Origin of the sequence: Streptomyces sp. NPDC056224 (genome assembly GCF_042267665.1) — a bacterium.
Lineage (GTDB): Bacteria > Actinomycetota > Actinomycetes > Streptomycetales > Streptomycetaceae > Streptomyces.
This window is the reverse complement of sequence record NZ_JBHJTK010000002.1, coordinates 257,012-277,284: the sequence shown is the minus strand read 5'-3', so window position 1 is coordinate 277,284 and position 20,273 is coordinate 257,012. Positions and strand designations below refer to the sequence as shown.

Genomic DNA, 20,273 nt, shown 5'->3' with positions numbered 1-20,273 from the left:
GTCGCGGCTCAGCGTTCCTGGACGAACGTACTGCCCTTACGGGACTCCTCGGAGCAGGAGCGCTTCTCGGCGGCGGTCATCTTCCGGCTCTTCACCACCACGGCGTTGCTCTTGCCGTCGGTGCCGTTCTTGGCCGGGCTGGTGATGGTGTCCTGGAAGAACCAGTAGTAGTGACCCCACTTGGGGCTGTCGTAATGGGTCTGCCAGGTGCCGGAGACCTTCTGCATCACCTGGGCGCGTGAGATCCAGCCCACCTCGCCGGGCTTCACCGTCATGTTGAGCGAGCTGCTCTCCGAGTGGCTGCTCGACCAACTGTGGCTGTAACTCGCCGTTATGCTGAGGTCGACGATGCCCGCGATCTTGCCACCGGCGGTGACGGAGACGCCCAGCGAGTCGGTGGATCCCACCGTGTCGTCCCACGTCATCGCCTGAGTGGCGTCGGACGTGCTGCAGTTGAACAGTGAGTTCGACACCTGACGGAACTCACCCAGGTACGCCTCCCCGAGCTCGGGCGAGTTGAACGTGCACTTGCCTTCCCCCGAGCCGCAGTCCGCCATGAGCTGCGGCCGTGTCGGCTGGTCGGCAGCGGACGCCGGAAGGGTGCTTGCCGCCGCGATCGCGCAGGCCGCCACCGTCATCGTCAGCGCGCGGGCTGCGCAGCGCTTGACGCGGTTTGTTGTCATCGTGGTACCTCTCACCGTGCTGGGGGGGGTCGGTCAACCGACGTACGGCGGGGGCGAATCAGAGCCCTTACCGGCAGTACGTTCGATCACCGCCTGTTGCAATCCGAGATTCTCCCGACCGGTGTGAGGGGTACGGTGCGAATGAGACAACGTGCGGCGTGCCCTTCGTGAGGGCTTCCACGAGCGGCGAACGGCCCGGCGGGCATGCCGCGAGCGTCCCGCACGACCGGCCGCCCCGCGGCTGTGGCACCTCCCGGCTCGTGCTGGTCCTGCGGTGCGCAGCCGCCCGGACAGCGCCGTCCCGACCCCGCGGCATCGGCGGCGGACTCCATGACGCGACGTCAACCCCGCTGTGGGCGGCTCGCCCCGCACCAGGGGCCGGGCGCTGATCAACCACGCGTCGTGGACGTGTGGTTGATCACCGCCCGGCCCCGTCCCGCCGAAGCGGCCACCACGAAGCGGCGGGCGGCCAGGAACCCGGGCGGCCACCACCCGGGCCGTGGCAAGGGCCGTGGCCGGGTGGTGGCCGGTGAGGAGCACCGGGGTGACGACGGCCGTGTGGCAGGCGCGGGCGCCCGTGGCGCGGCTCGGTGGTCGGCTTCAGGTCCGGATGCCGGGACCGGGACCGGCCGGACGGCGCCGATGGGTGTCCGTTTCCGCACGGCGGGCGGTGGTGTCGTCCGTCGCCCCGCCGGCGTGGGGCGTCTCGTGCCGCGGGGGCACGGCCACGGCGAGCCGAAGCCCCAGCCCGCGTCGTTGGGCCTCGGCTGCTCCCCGGGCCAGGGACACGTACCAGTTCCTTGACGGGTCGATGGCGACGACCACTTCGCCGCCTTCAGTGGTGATCACGACGCCTCGCTCCTGGGCTCGTCACTGTGCTGCGGGATGAGTTCGACGGGGCAGTGCGCGTGGTGCACGAGGCTGTGGGTCGCGCGCCCCAGAGTGCGGCCGATGGGGCCGGGCGACCGGCGCCCGCCCATGACCAGCAGGTCCGCGTGGCGGGACGCCTCCACCAGGACACTGGCCACGGACACGCTTTCGTCGGTGTCCGCCGTGACCGTCAACGACGGGTATTCGTCCCGGATCTCCTCGGCGACGGCCGTCAGCGTCAGCTCATGGCCGTCGCCGAGCGTCCTCGCCACGGAGCCGACGGACTGGAGCACGTTCCGTACGTGCAGCAGCCTCAGCGAGGCCTTGCGCAGCTCCGCCGCCCGCGCGGCGTGGCGGACGCAGTCGAGGTCGCGTTCGTCGCGTACGGCGGCCAGCACGACGCCCTTGCCGGCCTCGTTCTCCATCCCCCGGACGACGATCACGGGCGTGCGGGCCTCCGCGGCGACCTTGAGGCCCGTCGAACCCACCATCAGGGACTGGAAGCCACCGAGGCCCCGGTTGCCGACGACGAGGGTGCCGCCGTCGGCCGCGGCCCGGCGCAGGCTCATGGCGGGCGCGCTGCGGCTGAACTCCCTCGTGACGGAGAGCGCGGGGTGCCGGTTCTGCACGGCCTCGGCCGTGCCTTCCAGCAGTTCACGGCCTGCGGCGCGAACCCGCTCCAGGTCCTCGGCCGAGTGGTACAGGAGCCGGCCGTCGATGTCGGACCCGTACACGATGTGCAGGGGGCGCCGACGCCGTGCGGCCTCGTCCGAGGCCCAGAGCGCCGCCCGCCGGGCCGGTTCGGACCCGTCGACGCCGACGATGACCGATCCGAGTTCCAGACCGCTCCTTGTGTTTTCCATGGTCCCTCCTCGACGAAAACCATTTGGGGGCGGCTCTACGCTGACACCGCGGCGCCCGGCGGGAGAGGGGCCCCTCAGCCCTCATCCGGACCGAAGGTCCCGGGGGAGGGTTCCGGGCGACATGGGCGGCATCGGCGGCACGGATGAGGTTCTGGCCCGCCGCACACGCGTATCCGCAGGTCAGCGGCGCGAGTGGTCCGTCTGCGCGGGCCGGTCGGGTCCGGGTGGGTACCACTGGCCCCTGGTGCGGCGAGCTCCCCTGTGGTCAGGGTGGAGGTGAGGACCCGCATGACCCGCATGACCCGCATGACCCGCATGACCCGCATGACCTGCATCCCCCGAGAACGGGCAGGCGTGATGACTATCTACGTGTACGAGTTCAGCGAGGGCAGCCGGGAGATGGCCGGGCTGCTCGGCGGCAAGGGTGCCAACCTCGCGGAGATGGCCCGCATGGGCCTGCCCGTACCGCCCGGTTTCACGGTCACCACGGAGGCCTGCCGCGCCTTCCTAGCAGCCGGTGCGCCGCCGCCGGACCTGGAGGGGCAGATCTCCCGGCATCTGGCGGCCCTGGAGCGGGCGGCGGGCAAGCGGCTCGGACAGGTCGACGACCCGCTGCTGCTGTCCGTACGGCCCGGGGCCCGGTGCCCGATGCCCGGGATGACGGACACGATCCTCGACATCGGGCTGAACGACCTCGCGGTCCTGGGGCTCGGCAAGACGCCCGGGCGCGAGCGGTTCGCCTGGGACTCCTACCGGCGACTCGTACAGATGTTCGGCAGTACGGTCATGGGGGTGGACGGCTCGCTGTTCGAGACCGTGATCGACCGCCTGGAGCGCCAGCACCGGGCGGCCGACGACAGCCGGCTCGACACCGTGGACCTGATCCGGCTGGTCGAGGCCTTCAAGGACCTGATCGCGGAACGGACCGGCGAGGAGTTCCCCCAGGACCCCGCCGAGCAGCTGCGGCGTGCGGTCCTCGCCGTCTTCGCCTCCTGGAACAGCGAGCGGGCGCGGATCCATCGCCGCCGCGAGCACATCCCCGACGACCTGGGAACCGCCGTCAGCATCCAGACCATGGTCTTCGGCAACCTCGGGCCCGATTCCGGAAGCGGCGTCGCGTTCACCCGGGACCCGGCGACCGGCCGGCCGGGGGTCTGCGGCGACTACCTGCCCAACGCGCAGGGTGAGGACGTCGTGGCCGGCATCCGCACCGCCGTGCCCCTCCGGCGGCTGGCGGACCTCGATCCCGGCTCGTACAAGGAGCTGCGCGCTCACATGGGCCGGCTGGAGGCCCGTTACCGGGACATGTGCCACATCGAGTTCACCGTCGAGCGCGGGAAGCTGTGGATGCTCCAGACCCGTGTCGGCAGGCGCACCGCCCGGGCGGCGTTCGGCATCGCCGCCCGGCTGGCCGACGAAGGCCTGATCTCCCCGCGGGAAGCGCTGGCCCGGGTGGACGGCGACGCCCTGGCCCAGCTGATGGTCCCGCGGTTCGACACCTCGGGCCCGGGCGTCGGCGAGGTGGTCGCGCGCGGGATCCCGGCCTCGCCGGGAGCCGCCGTGGGAGCCGTGGTGTTCGACTCGGCCGAGGCGGTCCGCAGGGCCGGGTCCGGCGAACAGGTGGTCCTCGTACGGCAGAAGACCGACCCGGACGACCTGCCCGGCATGATCGCCGCCCAGGCGGTGCTGACCGCCCGGGGCGGGCGGACCAGCCACGCGGCCGTCGTCGCACGGGGCACGGGCAAGGGCTGCGTGTGCGGGGCGGAGGGCCTCGCCGTCGACCTGGAGGAACGGAGCTTCACGACGGCGGAGGGGGTGAGCGTCACCGAGGGCACGGTCGTCTCCGTGGACGGGACGGAGGGCGTGGTGCGGCTGGGCGCCGTGCCGCTGACCGAGTCGGAGGTCATGCGGTACTTCGAGGCCGGCGGACGGACGCCCGACGACGAAGCCCGGCAGGTCGTCCGCGACGTGCACCGTCTGATGACCCTGGCGGACTCGGCGCGGCGCCTGGAGGTACGGGCCGACGCGGACACCCCTCAGGACGCGGCCCGCGCCCGGCGGTTCGGCGCCCAGGGCATCGGCCTGTGCCGGCCCGGGCGCATGTTCCTCGGCGACCGGCGGCACCTGCTCGAGGACGTGGTCCTGGCCGGCACCGACACCGGGCGCGCGGAGGCCCTCGCAGCGCTGCTGCCGCTGCAACGGGAGGACTTCACCGGCATCCTGGAGGCGATGGACGGGCTCCCGGTCACCGTCCGGCTGCTCGACCCGCCACTGCACGAGTTCCTTCCCGACCGGACCGAGCTCGCCGTCCGGATCGCCCGCGAGGACGCCGCCGGCCGGACCCCTTCCCCGCGGGACCGCGACCTGCTGGCGGCCGTGACGCGGATGCACGAGGAGAACCCGGTGCCCGGGCTGCGCGGCGTGCGGCTGGGCCTGGTGATCCCCGGGCTGGTGGCCATGCAGGTACGGGCCCTCGCCGAGGCCGCCGTCACCCGCAAGCGGGCCGGCGGCGACCCCCGCGCGGAGATCGTGGTCCCGCTCGTGGACGCCGCCGGTGAGCTGCGCCTGGTGCGGGACGAGATCGACGCGGTGCTCGCCGACGTCGCGAAGGAGAGCGGGGTCGCGCTCGACTGCCCGGTGGGCGCGGTGATCGAGCTGCCCGGAGCGGCGCTGACCGCCGGCCGGATCGCCCGTGACGCGGACTTCCTCTCCTTCGGGACGAGCGGTCTGACCCGGGCCACGTGGGGCGTCTCACGCGGCGACGCCGAAGCGGCCTTCTTCCCGGCGTACCTGGACCGGGGCGTCTTCGAACGGTCGCCCTCCGAACGGTCGCCTTTCGAACGGTCGCCCTTCGAGACGATCGACCGCGAGGGCGTGGGCCGACTCGTCGAGATCGCCGTCGCGGAGGGTCGCGCGAGCCGGCCGGACCTGACGATCGGGGTCTGCGGGGAGCACGGCGGGGACCCGGCATCCGTGCACTTCTTCCACGCGGCCGGGCTGGACTACGTTTCCTGCTCCCCGTACCGCGTACCGGTCGCCCGGCTGGAAGCCGGCCGCGCCGCGCTCCCGCCCCCGGCCGCGGACAGCGGTACCTGAGGCAGCCGCTCCCGGTCGGGCGCGGCCCCCGGCCGGGAGGGCGCCGCAGGGACCAACGGACCTGTCGATCGGGCCCCTCGCCCCCTGTGGGGCTCCGGACGGGAGAGTTGACTGAGCGTAGCGGCGGGGAGACGCCCCGCCCTTCGAAGGGCATGGCCATGACGAACGAAACCCAGGCGTCCCGGGCGTATCTGGTCGGCGGCGGAATCGCCTCGCTGGCCGCGGCGGTGTTCCTGGTACGGGACGCGGGGATGCCCGGCGAGAACATCAGCATCCTGGAGGAACTGCCCCAGGCGGGCGGCGCACTCGACGGCAGCGGTGTCCCGGAGACCGGCTACGTCACCCGCGGCGGCCGGATGCTGGAGGACGAGGCCTACGTCTGCCTGTGGAACCTCCTGGAGACGATCCCCACGCTCGACGACGACACCGTGTCCGTCCTGCAGGAGACCGAGGAGTTCAACGCCCGCTGGCTCACTCACGCCAACGCCCGGCTGATCGACTCCGACGGCCGCATCCTCGACGCCTCCCAGCTGGGCTTCACCACCGCCGACCGGGTGGAGATGGCCCGCCTGCTCGCACTGCCCGAGTCCGTGATCGGCGCGCGCCGGATCGAGGACTTCTTCTCCGAGCACTTCTTCACCACCAATTTCTGGGCGATGTGGCGCACCACCTTCGCCTTCCAGAACTGGCACAGCGCCATCGAGCTCAAGCGCTACTTCCTGCGTTTCCTTCAGGAACTCCCCCGTATCCACACCCTCGCCGGGGTGCGGCGCACGCGACTGAACCAGTACGACTCGATCGTCCGGCCGGTGCAGGCGTGGCTGGAGCGGCAGGGGGTCCGTATCGAGCGCGGAGTCCGGGTCACCGACGTGGAGTTCACCGTCGGCGAGGCCGGCGAGCGGCGGGCCGAGCGCATCTGCTTCGAGCGGGACGGCGCTGCGGGGTCGTACGGACTCGGGCCGGGGGACTACGCGTTCATCACCATCGGCTCGATGACGGCGGACGCCCGCTACGGAGGCGACGACACCGTTCCCGAGCTCGTACGCGACAAGCGGGACGGCGCCTGGAGCCTGTGGGAGACGCTCGCCCGCAAGGCCCCCGACTTCGGTCGGCCCGGTGCCTTCAACGGCAACGTGGACGAGGCCAAGTGGGAGTCGTTCACCCTGACGATGCGCAGCCCGGCCCTGCTCAAGCGGATCGAGGAGTTCTCCGGCAACGCCCCCGGCACCGGGGCGCTGATGACGTTCAAGGACTCCCGCTGGCTGATGTCGGTGGTCGTGCCCCACCAGCCGCACTTCGACGGCCAGCCCGAGGACGTCTACACCCTGTGGGGGTACGGGCTGTTCGTGGACGAGCCGGGCGAACTGACCGGCAAGAAGATGTCGGAGGCCACCGGGCAGGAGATCCTCACGGAACTGCTCGGGCACTTCGGCTTCGACGACATCGCCGACGAGGTGCGCGCCACCACGACGGTGACCACCGTGATGATGCCCTACATCACCAGCCAGTTCGAGCGCCGGGACATCCACGACCGGCCTCTGGTGATCCCCGGCGGATCGGCCAACTTCGCGTTCCTGGGCCAGTTCACCGAGGTCCCCGAGGACGTCGTCTTCACCGTCGAGTACTCGGTGCGCGGGGCGATGCACGCGGTGTACGGGCTGCTGGGCGTCGACGAGGAGATCCCGGCCGTCTACCACGCACTGTCCGATCCGATGACGGCGCTGCGGGCCCTCAAGTCCGTCTTCGCCTGAACCGCGGCCGGCCCGCGCGCCGCACACCGACTCCCGCCCCGGATCCGGAGGTCTTCTCGATGCCCCACCCGCTGCTCGGTCCCCTGCCCAGCCCCGAGCCCCGTTCCCGTTCCCGTTCCCGTTCCCGGTCCCGGTCCCGGACGGTCACCGTCGGTCTCGACGGTTCCGGTGAAAGCCTGGCCGCCGTCGCCTGGGCCGCGGACGAGGCGCGTCGGCGTGGTCTGGCGCTACGCCTCCTGCACGTGTGGGGCCTCGAACCGGACGTCCACGCACCGCTCATCGGCCCCGGCGCCCGGCGCCACCTGAACGAGGTGCTCCCCCGTACGACGGCCGGGGAGGTACGCCGCACCCATCCGGACCTGGAGGTGCTCGTCCGGCAGCGGTGCGGCGAGCCGGCCGCGGTGCTGTGCGAGGCCGCGGAGGAGTCCGAGCTGCTGGTGCTCGGCTCGCGCGGGCTGGGCGGGTTCGCCGGATTCGTCGTCGGTTCGGTGGCCCTTGCCGTGGTCGCCCGTACGCGGCATCCGGTCGTCCTGGTCCGGGGGCCCGAGCCGACGCCGGGTGGCGGCGTCGTCCTCGGCCTGGACCTCTCGCACCCGAGCGACGAGGTGCTGGAGTTCGCCTTCTCCCAGGCCGACCGGCTCGGGTTGCCGCTGCGCGTCGTACACAGCCCGCGCCCCTCGGGTGGCTACGGCCCCGATGCGGCGGAGGCGGCCGCGGCGATGCCCCCGGGCGCCGCGGACGCGGCGACGGCGCAGACCCTGGCCCAGGTGATAAGCCAGTGGCGACACACGTTTCCCCGGGTGCGCGTCACCGCGGAGATCCGCCCCGGTCACCCGGCCCGCCACCTGCTCGATGCGTCCCGTGCGGCCGACCTCGTCGTCATCGGCCGCCGCAACCGGGACTCCCGTCTCGGGCCGCACACCGGGAGCGTGACCCGCACGGTGCTGCACCGCTCCCGGACCCCGGTGGCGGTCGTCCCGCACGACTGACCGTCCCCGGCCCCACCGCGGCCCGTGGGGCCGTTGGCCGTGTAGAACACCGAGGGCGACGTGGCGCGCGGATCGGGTCCGAGGAGGTTCCGCGTCATGCCGGCCGGGCGCCGCCGCCCCACAGGGTGCCGCCGTCGAAGTCCGGCCGCGCGCGTGCGGGGCCGGCCGTGCTCACCCCGTGAACGGGGCCAGGACGGAAGCGAGGCGGTCCTCGTCGATCAGATCGAAATGGTCGAGTTCGGTCAGTTCGACGGAAACATTGTCGCCGTCCCCGTGCCGCCCCATTGCCGTCCGCATGGCGGATAGGTGCTCTCCGTACGAAGCGGAAAGAACCAGCCGCACATGGTCCGCCACACGAGTCACATTGTGCAGCCGGGCCCCGAATTGTTCGTAGCCGTCCGGGCGCCAGTACGTGATCATATCGCGGGACAGTTGTGCCACCTGCTCAAAATCCTTCGGTGCCACCTTCGCCAGGTAGTGACAGAGTGACCGGAATCCGTCCTTGTCCGGCGCGAGGTTGACCAGTCTCTTGAAAGCCGGAACCGGATCTGTCGGGTCCGCCTCCGCGAACAGCCGGGAAATGGTCATGGTCGATTGATTGACATTGGGATCGAGGAGCACGGCGGCGTGGACCGCGGGGATCCCGCGCCCGCCCTGCCACTGTTCCGCGAGCTGCAGGATCAGGTCGGCGCCGAGCGAGAACCCCAGCAGGACGATCTTCTTGTCCGCGTTCTCCCGGCTGACCTGCTCGACGAAGGCTGCCGCCATCCGGATGTGGGAAGACAGCGGCACGGGCGGGATCCCGGCCGACCGGTCCGGTTCGTAGCCCCGGAGGTTCAGCGCGATGCCGTGGGTGTCCGTGTGGCTGAGGTAGCCGAGGTAGTCCGTCGCGTCGAGGCCGAGACCGTGGAAGAAGAATGTGAGCGTGTCGGAGTCCGACTTTCGTTCCAGGTACCTCAATCCGGTCGACGTTCGTCCTTCGGTCACCTGACCGAAAGCCAACGCAGAGGTCATACGGACCACCCTCTGACAGATGTGTGCGGCAAGTGCGTGAGTGACTCTAGACCAACACCGCAAGGCATGTGCCGAAATGGATAACGGGACCACGATCCGACGTCGGTCGAAGTGAGGGCCCGTCGGCCTTCTGGACACAGTCCAGGACCGTCCAGCTTAATTGTGTGGCACTAGCACGGCTACCGAGCCGGCAAAACGCGAACTGTTGATTCCGGCACGCGGTCCAGTCAGCCGAACAAGAGGGGGCGCTTCGCTGATGTCCGACGGCAAGGACCTTCTGGTACGCACGTTGAGCGATATGCAGCAGCACGAACAGGGCAATCACGGCTGGTCAGTGGTCCACGAGTCGATGGCCCTGCTGGCCGGCTCCGGCTCCGCCCCCACCGTGGACCGACTGCTGGAATCCGTGCGCCGCACCCGGCCGCGGATGAGCACCTCACACCTCATCACCCTCCTGGGCATCGCCCTGCGCACCGTGGCCGCGCAGGCCCCCCGGGCCGAGGCGCTGTTCTCGCCCGAACTGTCCGCCGCCGAACGGGCCACACTGCTCTCGCAAACCCTGGAGGAGCATCACGACCGGATCACCGCCGTGCTCACCGGGCGCTCCAACTCCTTCACCGGGGCCCGCCGTTTCCTCATACCCCAACTGCTCCTCAGCTCCTACGCCGCGCACCACGCCGTCGACGCGATACGCCTGCTCGACATGGGCACCGGGATCGGGCTGCTGCTGCGTCAGCTGAACAACCGGGTGGTCTTCGACCGGTTCGCCCCGGACCTGGAGTGGAGCCCCCGGCAGCCGCCGTACCGGACGATCCCGCTGGTCGAGAGGCACGGGATCGACGCGCCGCCGCTGCCCACCCTGGAGTGGATCCGGGCCTGCCACGGGCCTTCGGCCTACTACGACGAGCGGTTCTCCGAGGTGCTCTGGTCGCTGGAGCAGACGGCCTCCGCCGACACCGCCGCCGACACCTCCCCCGTCATCTCCGCCCTCGACATCCTCGATCTGCCGGCCCTGGCCGGGTATCTCCGAACCCACCGGATCAACGTCGTGACCTGCAACTTCGTCTTCTACCAGTACGACGAGGCCACCCGGCGCGAGGTCATCGCGACGATCAAGGAGGCGTTGGCCCCGCCCGGTCTGCTGCTCAGCATGGAGCCGCGCGACGGGCTGCGCCGGATGGGAGCCCGGGTGGAGGCCCACCTGACCGGCGGCATCGGCAGCACCGGTCCGCTCCACGTCGCCGATGTCTCCGATGCCCATGTCCTCGGGAGGGCGACGGCCGGCCCGGGATTCACCGAACTCACCGGACTGGCCGGATCGGAGACGTCGGCGTGGAACGGACCGCCCGAACCTGCCGAACCTGCCGAACCTGCCGTACCTGGCGAACCTGGCGAACCTGGCGAACCTGGCGGGCCCGGCGTACCGGACGGCATGGGCCGATGAGGGGAGTCGACACCGCCAGGCTGGCTGCCGTCGCCACCCGGTACCGAGGGCCCCTCGCCCTGGCCGGTGGGGCGGTCAGCCTGTTCGTCGGGATCTACAGCGACGAGGCCCGCGCCATGCTCGCGTGGACCTGGACCCATGTGGCCGCAGGCGGAACCCTGGTGGCCGCCGGGGTCGCGGCCGTGTTCTCCACGGCCTGGTGGGCCCGCGGCCGGGTGGAACGCCGCCGCGAGCTCCAACGCGAGGTCACCCCGCAGTCGTTCGAGATCCGCGCCGACGACTTCGACGGCGACCTCCCGTCGGACCAGGCCGTCATCGGCCGCGAACTGCGCTACCTCGAACGGCGTACGTCCTCCTCGCACCTGGTGGTCCTGCTGCACGGACTCGGCCTGGACGCCGAGGACTTCCGCCCGTACATGAACAGGGCGCGGCAGCACACCATCGCCATCACCGCCTTCGGTCACAACGTCGAGGAGGCCAGGGACAGCCGGTACGGGCCCATCGGTCTGGCCACCCACACCGACCTGATCAGCGGCGCCGTCAACAACCTGTGCCGGCAGTACCCGCACAAGAAGCTGACCCTGGTGGGCTTCTCGGTCGGGGCGGACATGCTGTTCCGGCTCGCCGCGCTGTGGACCGCGCACCCGGACCGGAAGCCGAAGGTGGCCGCCGCCCTGCTGCTCGACCCCAACATCAACCACTCGACGATGATCATCACGGGCAGCGCGGCGCAGATGAACCCGGACGAGCCGCTGACGGAACTCAAACGGATCGCCAACGTCCCGCGCTCCCCGGTGGAGTTCCAGAACGTCTGCGAATACCTCCACAAGATCACCGAGAAGGACCTGCACCAGGTACAGCGCTATGCCTCGGAGCTGTGGGCGGACTGGGAGCCGGAGGGCCGTTACGACCTCTTCTTCCGCCGCTTCGACCAGCTCCAGGCGATGTCCGGCTCCGTGAAGATCTTCTTCTCCACCCACTTCGAACGGCACTTCAACGAGGTGGTGGGCCTGGCCCGCCAGCGCGGCGTGCGCCGGGTCTTCGACCTGCGCCGGGTGGACCACTTCGAGCTGTGCCGGGAGACCTTCCTGGTCCGCGAGGTGGACGCCCTCACCCGCCGCCGCTGAGCCGCGTCCCGGGCACGGCCCGGGCCGGTGCCGCGCTCGGTTCGTCGTGGGCGTGGACCGGCCGGGGACCCGGGCCACGTAGCGCGGTACGCACTGCTGGTCGCCGAGGAGGACTACGGCGACGGCGGGTACGCCCCGAAGGACCCGGCGCCGGGCAGGCCGTCCGCGCCGCCCTCGCGGACGCCGGCGCCGGGGACGCCGGCCACGTCAACGCGCACGGCACGTCGACCGGGCAGCAACGACGCGGTCGAAGCCGCCCTCCCGTGATGCGTACTCCCGCACGGGCCGCCCGTCACCTCCGCCCAGGGCGCGCTCGGGCACGCGCTGGGCGCCGCGGGGCGTCATCGAGGCGGCGCCGACCGCCCTGGCGCCGGCCGAGGACGCCGCTTCGCCCACGGCGGGCCTGAGCCGGACCGACGCCGACGTGGGCATCGACGTCGTCATGGACATCGACGTCGTCATGGGCACAGCCCGGAGGCACGGGTCGCCGGTCGCCCTCAGCAGCTCGTCCGGACTCGGCGGGCACGACGCCGTGGCGGCCCTCGCACGCGCATGGGCCTGTCGGCCTGCCCGGCCCCCGCAACGCGAGACCCGTCCCCGAGGACCGTCCCCGAGACCCGTCCCTGAGGACCGTCCCCGAGGGCCCTCCCCAACGACCGAGGGCCGATCATGCGAATCGCTCCTGCTCGGAGGCCATCTCGCTCCCCCGCTGCCGATGACCCCCAGAGGTTAGAAAATGGACTATGAGCGACTTCCTGGAACCGTTCCGGCGTTGGCTGCTCCGCTCGGTCGCGCGCTCTTCCCCCCGCCCTCGGCGTCCACGCTCAGGACGCCGCGAGGAGCACGGGGAGCAGGCCCGGCCCCCCAAGGCCGGGAAGCCGCGGTCGCAGCGTCTGTCCTCCCTGCTGAGCGTGCAGAGCGTGGCCGGCGAGGTGTTCCTCCTGCAGCTGGCCGTCGTGGTGCTCCTCGTCGCCGCGGCGGTGGTGGCCCTCGTCGTGCAGGGCCGGAGCGACGCCATGCTGGACGCCCGGCACCGTACGCTCGCCGCCGCCGGAACGTTCGCGGAATCCCCGGGAATCGTCGCGGCCCTGCGCAGCCCCCATCCGAGCGCGGTACTGCAGCCAAGCGCCCAGGCGGCCCGGAAGATCGCCGGAGTCGACGGCATCAACGTGTACACGCTCGACGGGGTCACCCTCACCCACAGCGACCCGCGACAGATCGGGAAGCACGTCGTCGGCCCGTTCTCGAAGGCGGCGGCCGGCAAGTCCTTCACCGAGACGTTCGAAGGATCCCTGGGGCAGTCCGTGGTCTCGGTGGTCCCCGTCAAGGACGCCGGCGGCCGCGTCATCGCGATCGTCTCCTCCCCCGTCACGGTCCAGAACGTCCAGAGCATGGTGAACCGGCAGCTGCCGGTCGTCCTCGGCAGCGCGGCCGCGGTGCTCGCCCTGTCCGCGGGCGGAACCGCGCTGGTGAGCCGTCGGCTGCTGCGCCGGACCCACGGCCTGGGACCTGCCGAGATGACGAGGATGTACGAGCACCACGACGCGGTGCTGCACGCGGTACGGGAAGGCGTGCTGATCGTCGGCGACGGGGGACGGCTGCTGCTGGCCAACGACGAGGCGCGGCGGCTGCTGAACCTCCCGGCGGACGCGGAGGGGCGCCCGGTCCCCGACCTGGGACTGGAGGGGGGCATCACCGAGCCGATCGCATCGGGCCGTGCCGTGACCGACGAGCTGCACATGGCCGCCGATCGGCTGCTGGCGGTGAACATCCGGCCCACCGCCCCCTACGGGCAGGCCGGGTCCGTCGTCACGCTGCGGGACACCACCGAGCTGCGGGCACTCGCCGGCCGGGCGGAGGTGGCCCGCGAGCGGCTGAAGCTGCTGTACGACGCGGGGGTGCAGGTCGGCACGACGCTGAACGTGGAGCGCACCTCGGAGGAACTGGCGGAGGTGGCGGTCCCGCGCTTCGCCGACGTCGTCACGGTCGACCTGCTGGATCCGGTGCTGCGCGGCGAGGAGCCGCCCGACGCGGGCACCGAAATGCGCCGCACCGCCTGCGTCGGCCTCCAGGGCGACCACCCGCTCTACCCCGTCGGCAAGCTGATCCGGTTCGTTCCCACCAGTCCGATGGCCAGCGGACTGGCCGGCGGCCACGCCATCCTGGAGACGGACCTGCGCGTCACCCACGGCTGGCGTGACCAGGACCCGGCCAACGCCCTGCTCATCCTGGACCGCGGCATCCACTCCATGATCGCCGTTCCGCTGCGGGCCCGGGGCGTGGTGCTGGGGATGGCCGGCTACTGGCGGGGGCAGGGCTCCGCGCCGTTCGACGAGGAGGACGTGTCCTTCGCCGAGGAGCTGACCGCCCGGGCGGCACTGTCCGTCGACAATGCCCGCCGCTACACCCGCGAGCACACCATGGCCGTCACCCTGCAGCGCAGCCTGCTGCCGCGGGGCGTACCGGAGCAGTCCGCGGTGGAGGTCGCCCACCGCTATCTGGCCGCCCAGGCCGGGGTGGGCGGTGACTGGTTCGACGTCATCCCGCTGCCCGGCGCCCGGGTGGCCCTGGTCGTCGGCGACGTCGTCGGCCACGGTCTGCACGCCTCCGCCACGATGGGGCGTCTGCGCACCGCCGTGTACAACTTCTCCACCCTCGACCTGCCCCCGGACGAACTCCTGAGCCACCTGGACGAGCTGGTGGCCCACATCGACGCCGACGAGCAGGAATGGCAGGGGATCACCGGAGCCACCTGCCTGATCGCCATCTACGATCCCGTCTCGGGGCAGGTGACCGCCGCCACCGCCGGTCATCCGGGCCCCGCTCTGGTCCGCCCCGACGGAATCGTGTCCTTCCCCGAGGTACCGGTCTCCCCGCCGCTGGGCCTGGGCGCGGGGATGCCCATGGAGAGCATGGCGGTCACCCTGCCCGAAGGCTCCCGGCTGGCGCTCTTCACCGACGGGCTGATCGAGAGCCGCGACCGCGATCTGGACGCGGGCCTGGCAGCGCTGCGCGCCGCCCTGGCCGGGCCCGCCCGCACCCCGGAGGAGACCTGCACCGCGGTGATCGACGCGATGCTGCCCGCCAGGCCCGGCGACGACATCGCGCTGCTCGTGGCCCGTACCCGCCGACTGGACTCGGACCGGATCGCCGAGTGGGACGTGGCCCCCGACCCCGCGGCGGTGTCCCCGGTGCGGGGGGCCTGCTCCCGCCGGCTGGCGGAGTGGGGCCTGGAGGACATCGCCTTCACGACGGAACTCATCCTCAGCGAGCTGCTGACCAACGCCATCCGCTACGGCACCGAGCCCATCCGGGTGAGGCTGCTGTACGACCGCAGCCTGATCTGCGAGGTCTCCGACGGGTCGAGCACCTCCCCGCACCTGCGCCGGGCCGAGGCCACGGACGAAGGCGGCCGCGGCCTGTTCCTCGTCGCGCAGTTCGCCGAACGCTGGGGCACCCGCTACACCGCCCGCGGCAAGATCATCTGGAGCGAGCAGGCACTCCAGGCCGGGGCGACCGCGCCCGGTATGGATCTGGGGGCGGCGCTCCTGGCCGAGTGGGACGACGGAGTGCTCTGAGAACGCACGGGTACAGCAGCCCCGGGTACGGCAGCCACAGGTACGGAAGCCACACGACGGCAGCGGACACCAGCGGGTGGCACTGCGCTGCCGGGGCCGTCGAACGTACGCTGGCCTCGACAGTCCGCGATCGCCCGTTATGGAGCCTTTGTGCCCGCACCCCGTCTCCGGAAAGTCTCCTTCGCCGTCTGCCTGGCTCTCGCGGCGGCGCCCCTCGGCGCCTGCGGAAACGAGCCGGCCTCCGCGCCCAGAGCGCCTTCGGAGGCCACCTCCGCCGCGGACGCCGGCGGCACGGCGGCACTGACCGCAGCGGCGAAGAAGGAGGGTTCGCTCAACACGATCGCGCTCCCGAGCGACTGGGCCAACTACGGCGCACTGATCGACGGCTTCGAGAAGAAGTACGGGATCAAGGTCACCGTGGAGGACCCGGAAGGTACCAGCCAGGACGAGATCAACGCCCTGAAGGAGCACAGGGGCGGGGGCCGCGCCCCCGACGTGATCGACGTGGGGGGCTCGTTCGCGCAGTCCGCGGCCCGGCAGGGCCTGCTCGCCCCGTACAAGGTCGCCGCGTACGACCAGATCCCCAAGAAACAGAAGGATCCTCGGGCCCGCTGGTCCAACAACTACGGCGGTTACGTCTCGATCGGCTGTGACGCCACCCGCGTGAAGACCTGCCCCTCGACCTTCGCGGATCTGCGCAAGCCCGAGTACAAGGGCCAGGTCTCGCTCAACGGCGACCCCACCAAGTCCGGCTCCGCCTTCGCCGGCGTGTATGCGGCTGCCCTGGCGAACGGGGGGTCCTTCGACGACATCCAGCCCGGCATCGACTTCTTCGCGGAGCTGCGCAAGAACGGGAACTTCATCCCGGTCGAATCCACCCCGGCCACGATCGGGAAGGGCCAGACGCCGATCAGCATCGACTGGGACTTCCTCAACCTCGAATACGCCGACGAATTCCGTGAGAAGGGCGCGGACGTCGACTGGCGGACCGCCATCCCCTTCGACGGCAGCTTCGCCGAGTACTACGCGAGCGCGGTGAACAAGGACGCCCCGCACCCCGCGGCGGCACGTCTGTGGCAGGAGTACCTCTTCAGCCCGGAGGGCCAGAACCTCCGGCTCGGCGCCTATGCACGCCCCGTCCTCATGGACGCCATGGAGAAGGACGGCACCCTCGACAAGGCCGCCGCGGAGAAACTGCCGACGGTCGAGGGCACGCCGGCGTTTCCGACGGAGGCGCAGACGGCGAAGGCGAGGGAGACCGTCAACAGCGGCTGGGCCGAGGCCGTCTCGGGCTGAGGACCGGGACGGGCCCGGCCAGGCCCGAGCCCGCCCGCCCCGGCCTCACGCCGCACCCTCGGGGACGCGGCCCGGGCCGGGGCCGTGGGAAGCCACCTACCCCCGTACGGGAGCCCCCCCCCTCTGCCTTGCGGTGCACCGCATCCCACGCCGTGCGCCGACCCGCCGGGGACTGCGCGACAGCGCCCTCAGACGGCCGAGCCGCCGATGGCCTGCTCCGTCCAGATCGTCTTCCCGGTACTGGTGAACCGGCTGCCCCAGCGGTCGGTGACCTGCGCGATGAGGAAGAGGCCGCGCCCGCCCTCGTCGGTCTCCCGCGCGCGACGCAGGCGTGGCTGGGTGCTGCTGGGGTCGGACACCTCGCAGACGAGCACCCGGTCTCGGATCAGCCGGAGCCCGACCGGCCCTCCGGCGTAGCGGATGGCGTTCGTGACGAGCTCGCTGACGACGAGTTCCGTCGCGAAGCCCAGTTCGTCCAGCTTCCACTCGGACAGCTGGCCCGTGACCAGCTCACGGGCGTGCCCGACGAGGGCCAGGTCGGCTTCGAGTTGCCACTCGGCGACCTGATCGGACGAGAGCGCGCGGGTGCGGGCGAGCAGCAGGGCGATCTCATCGGCGACGGGCTCGTGTGGCAGCACCCCGTCGAGGATGTCCTGGCTGATCTCGCCCAGGGGCCGGCCCGGGTCCGCGCCGGCGAGCGAGTTGCGCAGTCTCTCCATCCCCTCCTCGATGTCGCCGCCGCGGGTCCCGACGAGTCCGTCCGTGAAGAACGCCAGCACACTGCCGGGAGGTACGCCGAACTCGGTCACCTCGAAGGGCACTTCGCCCACGCCCAGCGGCGGCCCCGGCAGCACGCGGACGAAGGCGGGTTCCTCACCCGGCGACAGCAGGGCCGGCGGCGGATGTCCCGCTGTGGCGGCGGCGCACCGTCTGGTCACCGGGTCGTAGACGGCGTACAGGCACGTCGCTCCGAGCACCGCCGGCTCGGAAGGGGAATCGCCGCTCGTCTGCTCCCTGGAGAAGCCGAGCACCAGGTCGTCGAGGTGGGTGAGCAGCTCGCCCGGGTCCAGATCGAGGTCGGCCAGGGTCTGCACCGCGGTCCGCAGCCGCGCCATGGCCGCGGTGGCGTCGATTCCGTGTCCGACGGCGTCCCCGACGACGAACGCCACGCGCAGCGACGGCAGGGGGATCACGTCGAACCAGTCCCCGCCGACTCCCCCGGCGCCACTCGCCGACTGGTAGACCCCTGCGGCGTCCGCGGCGGGCGTGCTCAGGGCGGAGTGCGGCAGCAGGCTCCGCTGCAGGGCCACCGCCGACCGGTGTTCCCTGGTGTAGCGGCGGGCGTTGTCCAGACCGAGGGCGGCCCTGGAGACGACGTCCTGCAGGAGGGCCGCGTCCTCCTCGCTGAACGCGGAAGGCAACTGACTGCGCCAGACGGTGACGCAGCCGAGGACGAGGCCGCGCGCGTAGAGCGGCACCGCCACGGACGAGTGCGCCCCGCTCGGGACGAACAGCAGCAGGCTCTCGGGGGCCACGCCCAGCGTCTCACGGAGAACGGACACGTCGGACACCAGCACGGGCCGCCCCTCCATGAGGGGGCGCATCAGCTCGCTGTCCGGTAGGGGAGGAAGCGCCTCTCCGACCGGCAGGAGGTCCTCCGCGGATATCCCCGGGCTCTGCGCGGCCGCGGTCCGCCGCAGGCGGGCGTCACCGCCGGTGTCGAGGTGCCGCGGCTCGTCGCCCACCAGCACCGGCTCGGCGAGGTCCACGGTCGCCAGGTCGGCGAAATCAGGGACGAGCAGGTTCACCAGGATCTCGGCCATGCCCGTCACGTCCAGGGAGGCGCCGATGGTGGTGGCGGCGGCGCGGGACAGCCCCGCCCGGCGTCGCCCGGAGTCCCGTTCGGCTGTTTGCACAGCCGTCTCGGCCTGTGTGACCAGCACCAGCCACCGCGCGCCGGACGCCGGTTCACCCGCAGACCGCGCCCCGAGCCGGACCACCTGGAACACCTGACCGGCCTTCTCGACCGACCGGTCCCCTCCGGCCGCTGCCCCCAGGCGCTCTCCCGGCCCGGCTTCCGGCCCGGCTTCCGTTCCGCTGGGCGCAAGCAGCGCCAGCAGAGGAGGACACGGTCGGCCCGGTGAACAATCCAGCAGCGTCGCGGCCGTACCGGAACAGGCAATGACGACGCCTTCGTCATCCAGTACGACCGCTGCCATGTCACTGACGGACGCCGAGGCCTGACTCGGGCCGCCGTGCTCCGTTTCGTGCATGTCGCCTCCACGCAGCGTGTCTTCAGTATCGCCCCCGAGGGGCCGCCCGGCGACCGGGCCCCGGTGTGTCGTGCGCCTGCCGGGAGCCTGCCGGGGGGACGGGCGGCGTAGGGTCCGCGTAGGCGGCAAGACCGGCCGGGCAAAGGGATGTGGTGCTGTGACGCGGCAGGACGACCGTCGCGACGCGTGGGCCGTCGGCGCGGCGTACGAGCCGTACATGGGGCGGTGGAGCCGGGCGGTTGCCGCCGAGTTCGCAGGCCGGCTCGGTGCGGCCCCGGGTGAGCGCTGGGTGGACGTCGGCTGCGGTACGGGCGCTGTCTCCGAGGCAGCGCTGGATGTGGGCGGGGCCGGGGAGGTGGTCGGCGTGGACCGCTCGGCGGGGTTCGTCCACCACGCCCGTCGGCTCGTGTCCACTCCCCGCGCTCATTTCGTCGTCGGCGACGCCATGGCCCTGCCGGTCCCCGATGCCGTGGCCGGCGCCGTCGTCAGCGGGCTGACGCTCAACTTCGTGCCCCATCCGGAGCGAGCGGTGTCCGAGATGGTCCGCGTCGCGTCGCCGGGCGGCGCCGTGGGCGCCTATGTGTGGGACTACACCGAGGGCATGCAGCTCATCCGCCGGTTCTGGGACGCCGCCGCCGCCCTCGACGACCGGGCACGCGATCTGCACGAGGGGAGACGCTTCGCGCAGTGCCGCCCCGGCCCGCTGCGTGCGCTCTTCACCGGTGCGGGCCTGACCTCGGTGGGCGTGACGGCGATCGACGTGCCGACATGCTTCCGCGACTTCGAGGACTACTGGTCACCGTTCCTGGGCGGCCAAGGGCCCGCCCCCGCGTACGCCGCCGCCCTGCCCCCGGATCGGCGAGCCAGGCTGCGGGAGCTTCTGCGTACGTCCCTCCCCGCTGCCGCCGACGGGTCGATCACCCTCACCGCCCGGGCCTGGATGGTTCGGGGCCGCCACGGCGCCGGGTGATTGCCGACGCGGCGACCGCCCGGCCCGGCCCGGGGCGGCCGTCCGGTGCTGCTCCGGGTGTCGGGCGAGGCCGGCTGCCGACGGGGGCTCGAACAGTCGGGTCAGGATCCACCGGACTGTTCCTCGTTGCCCTGCTTCTGTTCGGTTCCCTGGCCCGGGTCCGTCTCCGAGTTCTGGTTCTGGTTCGGAACGTTCTGCGGCTTCGTGTCGGGGACCTTCTGCGGGTTCTGGTCCGGAACCTTCTGCGGCTTCGTGTCGGGGACCTTCTGCTGGTTCTGGTCCGGAACCTTCTGCGGCTTCGTGTCGGGGACCTTCTGCG

At 71.9% G+C, this 20,273-nt stretch carries 14 protein-coding genes; 8 read left to right on the top strand and 6 right to left on the bottom strand.

Going from position 1 to position 20,273, the window contains the following annotated elements; translation table 11 throughout:
- Positions 1-8: 8 nt before the first annotated feature.
- From ACFCZ1_RS05325 to ACFCZ1_RS05315, 3 genes are all read right to left on the bottom strand, one after another.
- A complete protein-coding gene (locus ACFCZ1_RS05325; RefSeq protein WP_376677015.1) occupies positions 9-683 on the bottom strand; it encodes a hypothetical protein in 675 nt (224 codons plus the stop codon).
- A gap of 600 nt (positions 684-1,283) precedes the next feature.
- Positions 1,284-1,532: a hypothetical protein gene (locus tag ACFCZ1_RS05320; protein ID WP_376677014.1), complete on the bottom strand. Its 249-nt coding sequence runs from the start codon at positions 1,530-1,532 to the stop codon at positions 1,284-1,286.
- The gene (locus ACFCZ1_RS05315) at positions 1,529-2,416 is read right to left on the bottom strand and encodes a universal stress protein (protein ID WP_376677013.1); all 888 of its coding nucleotides are present in this window, start codon (positions 2,414-2,416) and stop codon (positions 1,529-1,531) included. The genes ACFCZ1_RS05320 and ACFCZ1_RS05315 overlap by 4 nt, the downstream gene beginning before the upstream one ends.
- A 357-nt stretch (positions 2,417-2,773) precedes the next feature.
- On the opposite strand from ACFCZ1_RS05315, the gene ppdK reads away from it, so the two are divergent.
- The 3 genes from ppdK (at position 2,774) to ACFCZ1_RS05300 (ending at position 8,252) form a co-directional block, all read left to right on the top strand.
- Positions 2,774-5,512 carry a pyruvate, phosphate dikinase gene (gene ppdK, locus ACFCZ1_RS05310; protein WP_376677105.1) on the top strand — a complete coding sequence of 913 codons (2,739 nt, stop codon included), beginning with the start codon at positions 2,774-2,776 and terminating at the stop codon, positions 5,510-5,512.
- A gap of 158 nt (positions 5,513-5,670) precedes the next feature.
- Complete coding sequence (locus ACFCZ1_RS05305) at positions 5,671-7,263, top strand: oleate hydratase (protein WP_376677012.1); 1,593 nt, start codon at positions 5,671-5,673, stop codon at positions 7,261-7,263.
- A gap of 59 nt (positions 7,264-7,322) precedes the next feature.
- Positions 7,323-8,252, top strand: a complete 930-nt coding sequence (locus ACFCZ1_RS05300; protein ID WP_376677011.1) for a universal stress protein — start codon at positions 7,323-7,325, stop codon at positions 8,250-8,252.
- Positions 8,253-8,423: 171 nt separating this feature from the next.
- Here ACFCZ1_RS05300 and ACFCZ1_RS05295 read toward each other — a convergent pair whose 3' ends face one another.
- On the bottom strand, positions 8,424-9,266 hold the full coding sequence (locus ACFCZ1_RS05295) for an alpha/beta fold hydrolase (RefSeq protein ID WP_376677010.1): 843 nt from the start codon (positions 9,264-9,266) through the stop codon (positions 8,424-8,426).
- A gap of 298 nt (positions 9,267-9,564) precedes the next feature.
- Here ACFCZ1_RS05295 and ACFCZ1_RS05290 point away from each other — a divergent pair, with 298 nt between their 5' ends.
- The 4 genes from ACFCZ1_RS05290 (at position 9,565) to ACFCZ1_RS05275 (ending at position 16,711) form a co-directional block, all read left to right on the top strand.
- Positions 9,565-10,710 (top strand): DUF2332 family protein, encoded by a 1,146-nt coding sequence (locus ACFCZ1_RS05290; RefSeq protein ID WP_376677009.1) that lies wholly within the window; start codon positions 9,565-9,567, stop codon positions 10,708-10,710.
- Complete coding sequence (locus tag ACFCZ1_RS05285) at positions 10,707-11,837, top strand: alpha/beta fold hydrolase (protein WP_376677008.1); 1,131 nt, start codon at positions 10,707-10,709, stop codon at positions 11,835-11,837. Before ACFCZ1_RS05290 ends, ACFCZ1_RS05285 begins: the two co-directional genes overlap by 4 nt.
- A gap of 743 nt (positions 11,838-12,580) precedes the next feature.
- The gene (locus tag ACFCZ1_RS05280; protein ID WP_376677007.1) at positions 12,581-15,415 is read left to right on the top strand and encodes a SpoIIE family protein phosphatase; all 2,835 of its coding nucleotides are present in this window, start codon (positions 12,581-12,583) and stop codon (positions 15,413-15,415) included.
- A gap of 150 nt (positions 15,416-15,565) precedes the next feature.
- Positions 15,566-16,711, top strand: coding sequence for an ABC transporter substrate-binding protein (locus tag ACFCZ1_RS05275; protein ID WP_376677006.1), 1,146 nt, complete (start codon positions 15,566-15,568; stop codon positions 16,709-16,711).
- Between the two features lie 188 nt (positions 16,712-16,899).
- Here the strand turns inward: ACFCZ1_RS05275 and ACFCZ1_RS05270 are convergent, their stop codons facing one another.
- Entirely contained in the window at positions 16,900-18,720 is a 1,821-nt protein-coding gene (locus tag ACFCZ1_RS05270) for a SpoIIE family protein phosphatase (protein ID WP_376677005.1), read from the bottom strand.
- A gap of 421 nt (positions 18,721-19,141) precedes the next feature.
- On the opposite strand from ACFCZ1_RS05270, the gene ACFCZ1_RS05265 reads away from it, so the two are divergent.
- Positions 19,142-19,954 (top strand): class I SAM-dependent methyltransferase, encoded by an 813-nt coding sequence (locus tag ACFCZ1_RS05265; RefSeq protein ID WP_376677004.1) that lies wholly within the window; start codon positions 19,142-19,144, stop codon positions 19,952-19,954.
- 101 nt (positions 19,955-20,055) lie between these two features.
- On the opposite strand, the gene ACFCZ1_RS05260 is transcribed toward ACFCZ1_RS05265, so the two are convergent.
- The coding region (locus ACFCZ1_RS05260) for a hypothetical protein (RefSeq protein ID WP_376677003.1) at positions 20,056-20,273 on the bottom strand (218 nt) is incomplete at its 5' end.

Coding starts and splice junctions, on each gene's coding strand:
- ACFCZ1_RS05325 (WP_376677015.1), bottom strand. CDS start 683: ATGACAACAAACCGCGTCAAGCGCTGCGCAGCCCGCGCGCTGACGATG.
- ACFCZ1_RS05315 (WP_376677013.1), bottom strand. CDS start 2,416: ATGGAAAACACAAGGAGCGGTCTGGAACTCGGATCGGTCATCGTCGGC.
- ppdK (WP_376677105.1), top strand. CDS start 2,774: ATGACTATCTACGTGTACGAGTTCAGCGAGGGCAGCCGGGAGATGGCC.
- ACFCZ1_RS05305 (WP_376677012.1), top strand. CDS start 5,671: ATGACGAACGAAACCCAGGCGTCCCGGGCGTATCTGGTCGGCGGCGGA.
- ACFCZ1_RS05300 (WP_376677011.1), top strand. CDS start 7,323: ATGCCCCACCCGCTGCTCGGTCCCCTGCCCAGCCCCGAGCCCCGTTCC.
- ACFCZ1_RS05295 (WP_376677010.1), bottom strand. CDS start 9,266: ATGACCTCTGCGTTGGCTTTCGGTCAGGTGACCGAAGGACGAACGTCG.
- ACFCZ1_RS05290 (WP_376677009.1), top strand. CDS start 9,565: ATGCAGCAGCACGAACAGGGCAATCACGGCTGGTCAGTGGTCCACGAG.
- ACFCZ1_RS05285 (WP_376677008.1), top strand. CDS start 10,707: ATGAGGGGAGTCGACACCGCCAGGCTGGCTGCCGTCGCCACCCGGTAC.
- ACFCZ1_RS05280 (WP_376677007.1), top strand. CDS start 12,581: ATGAGCGACTTCCTGGAACCGTTCCGGCGTTGGCTGCTCCGCTCGGTC.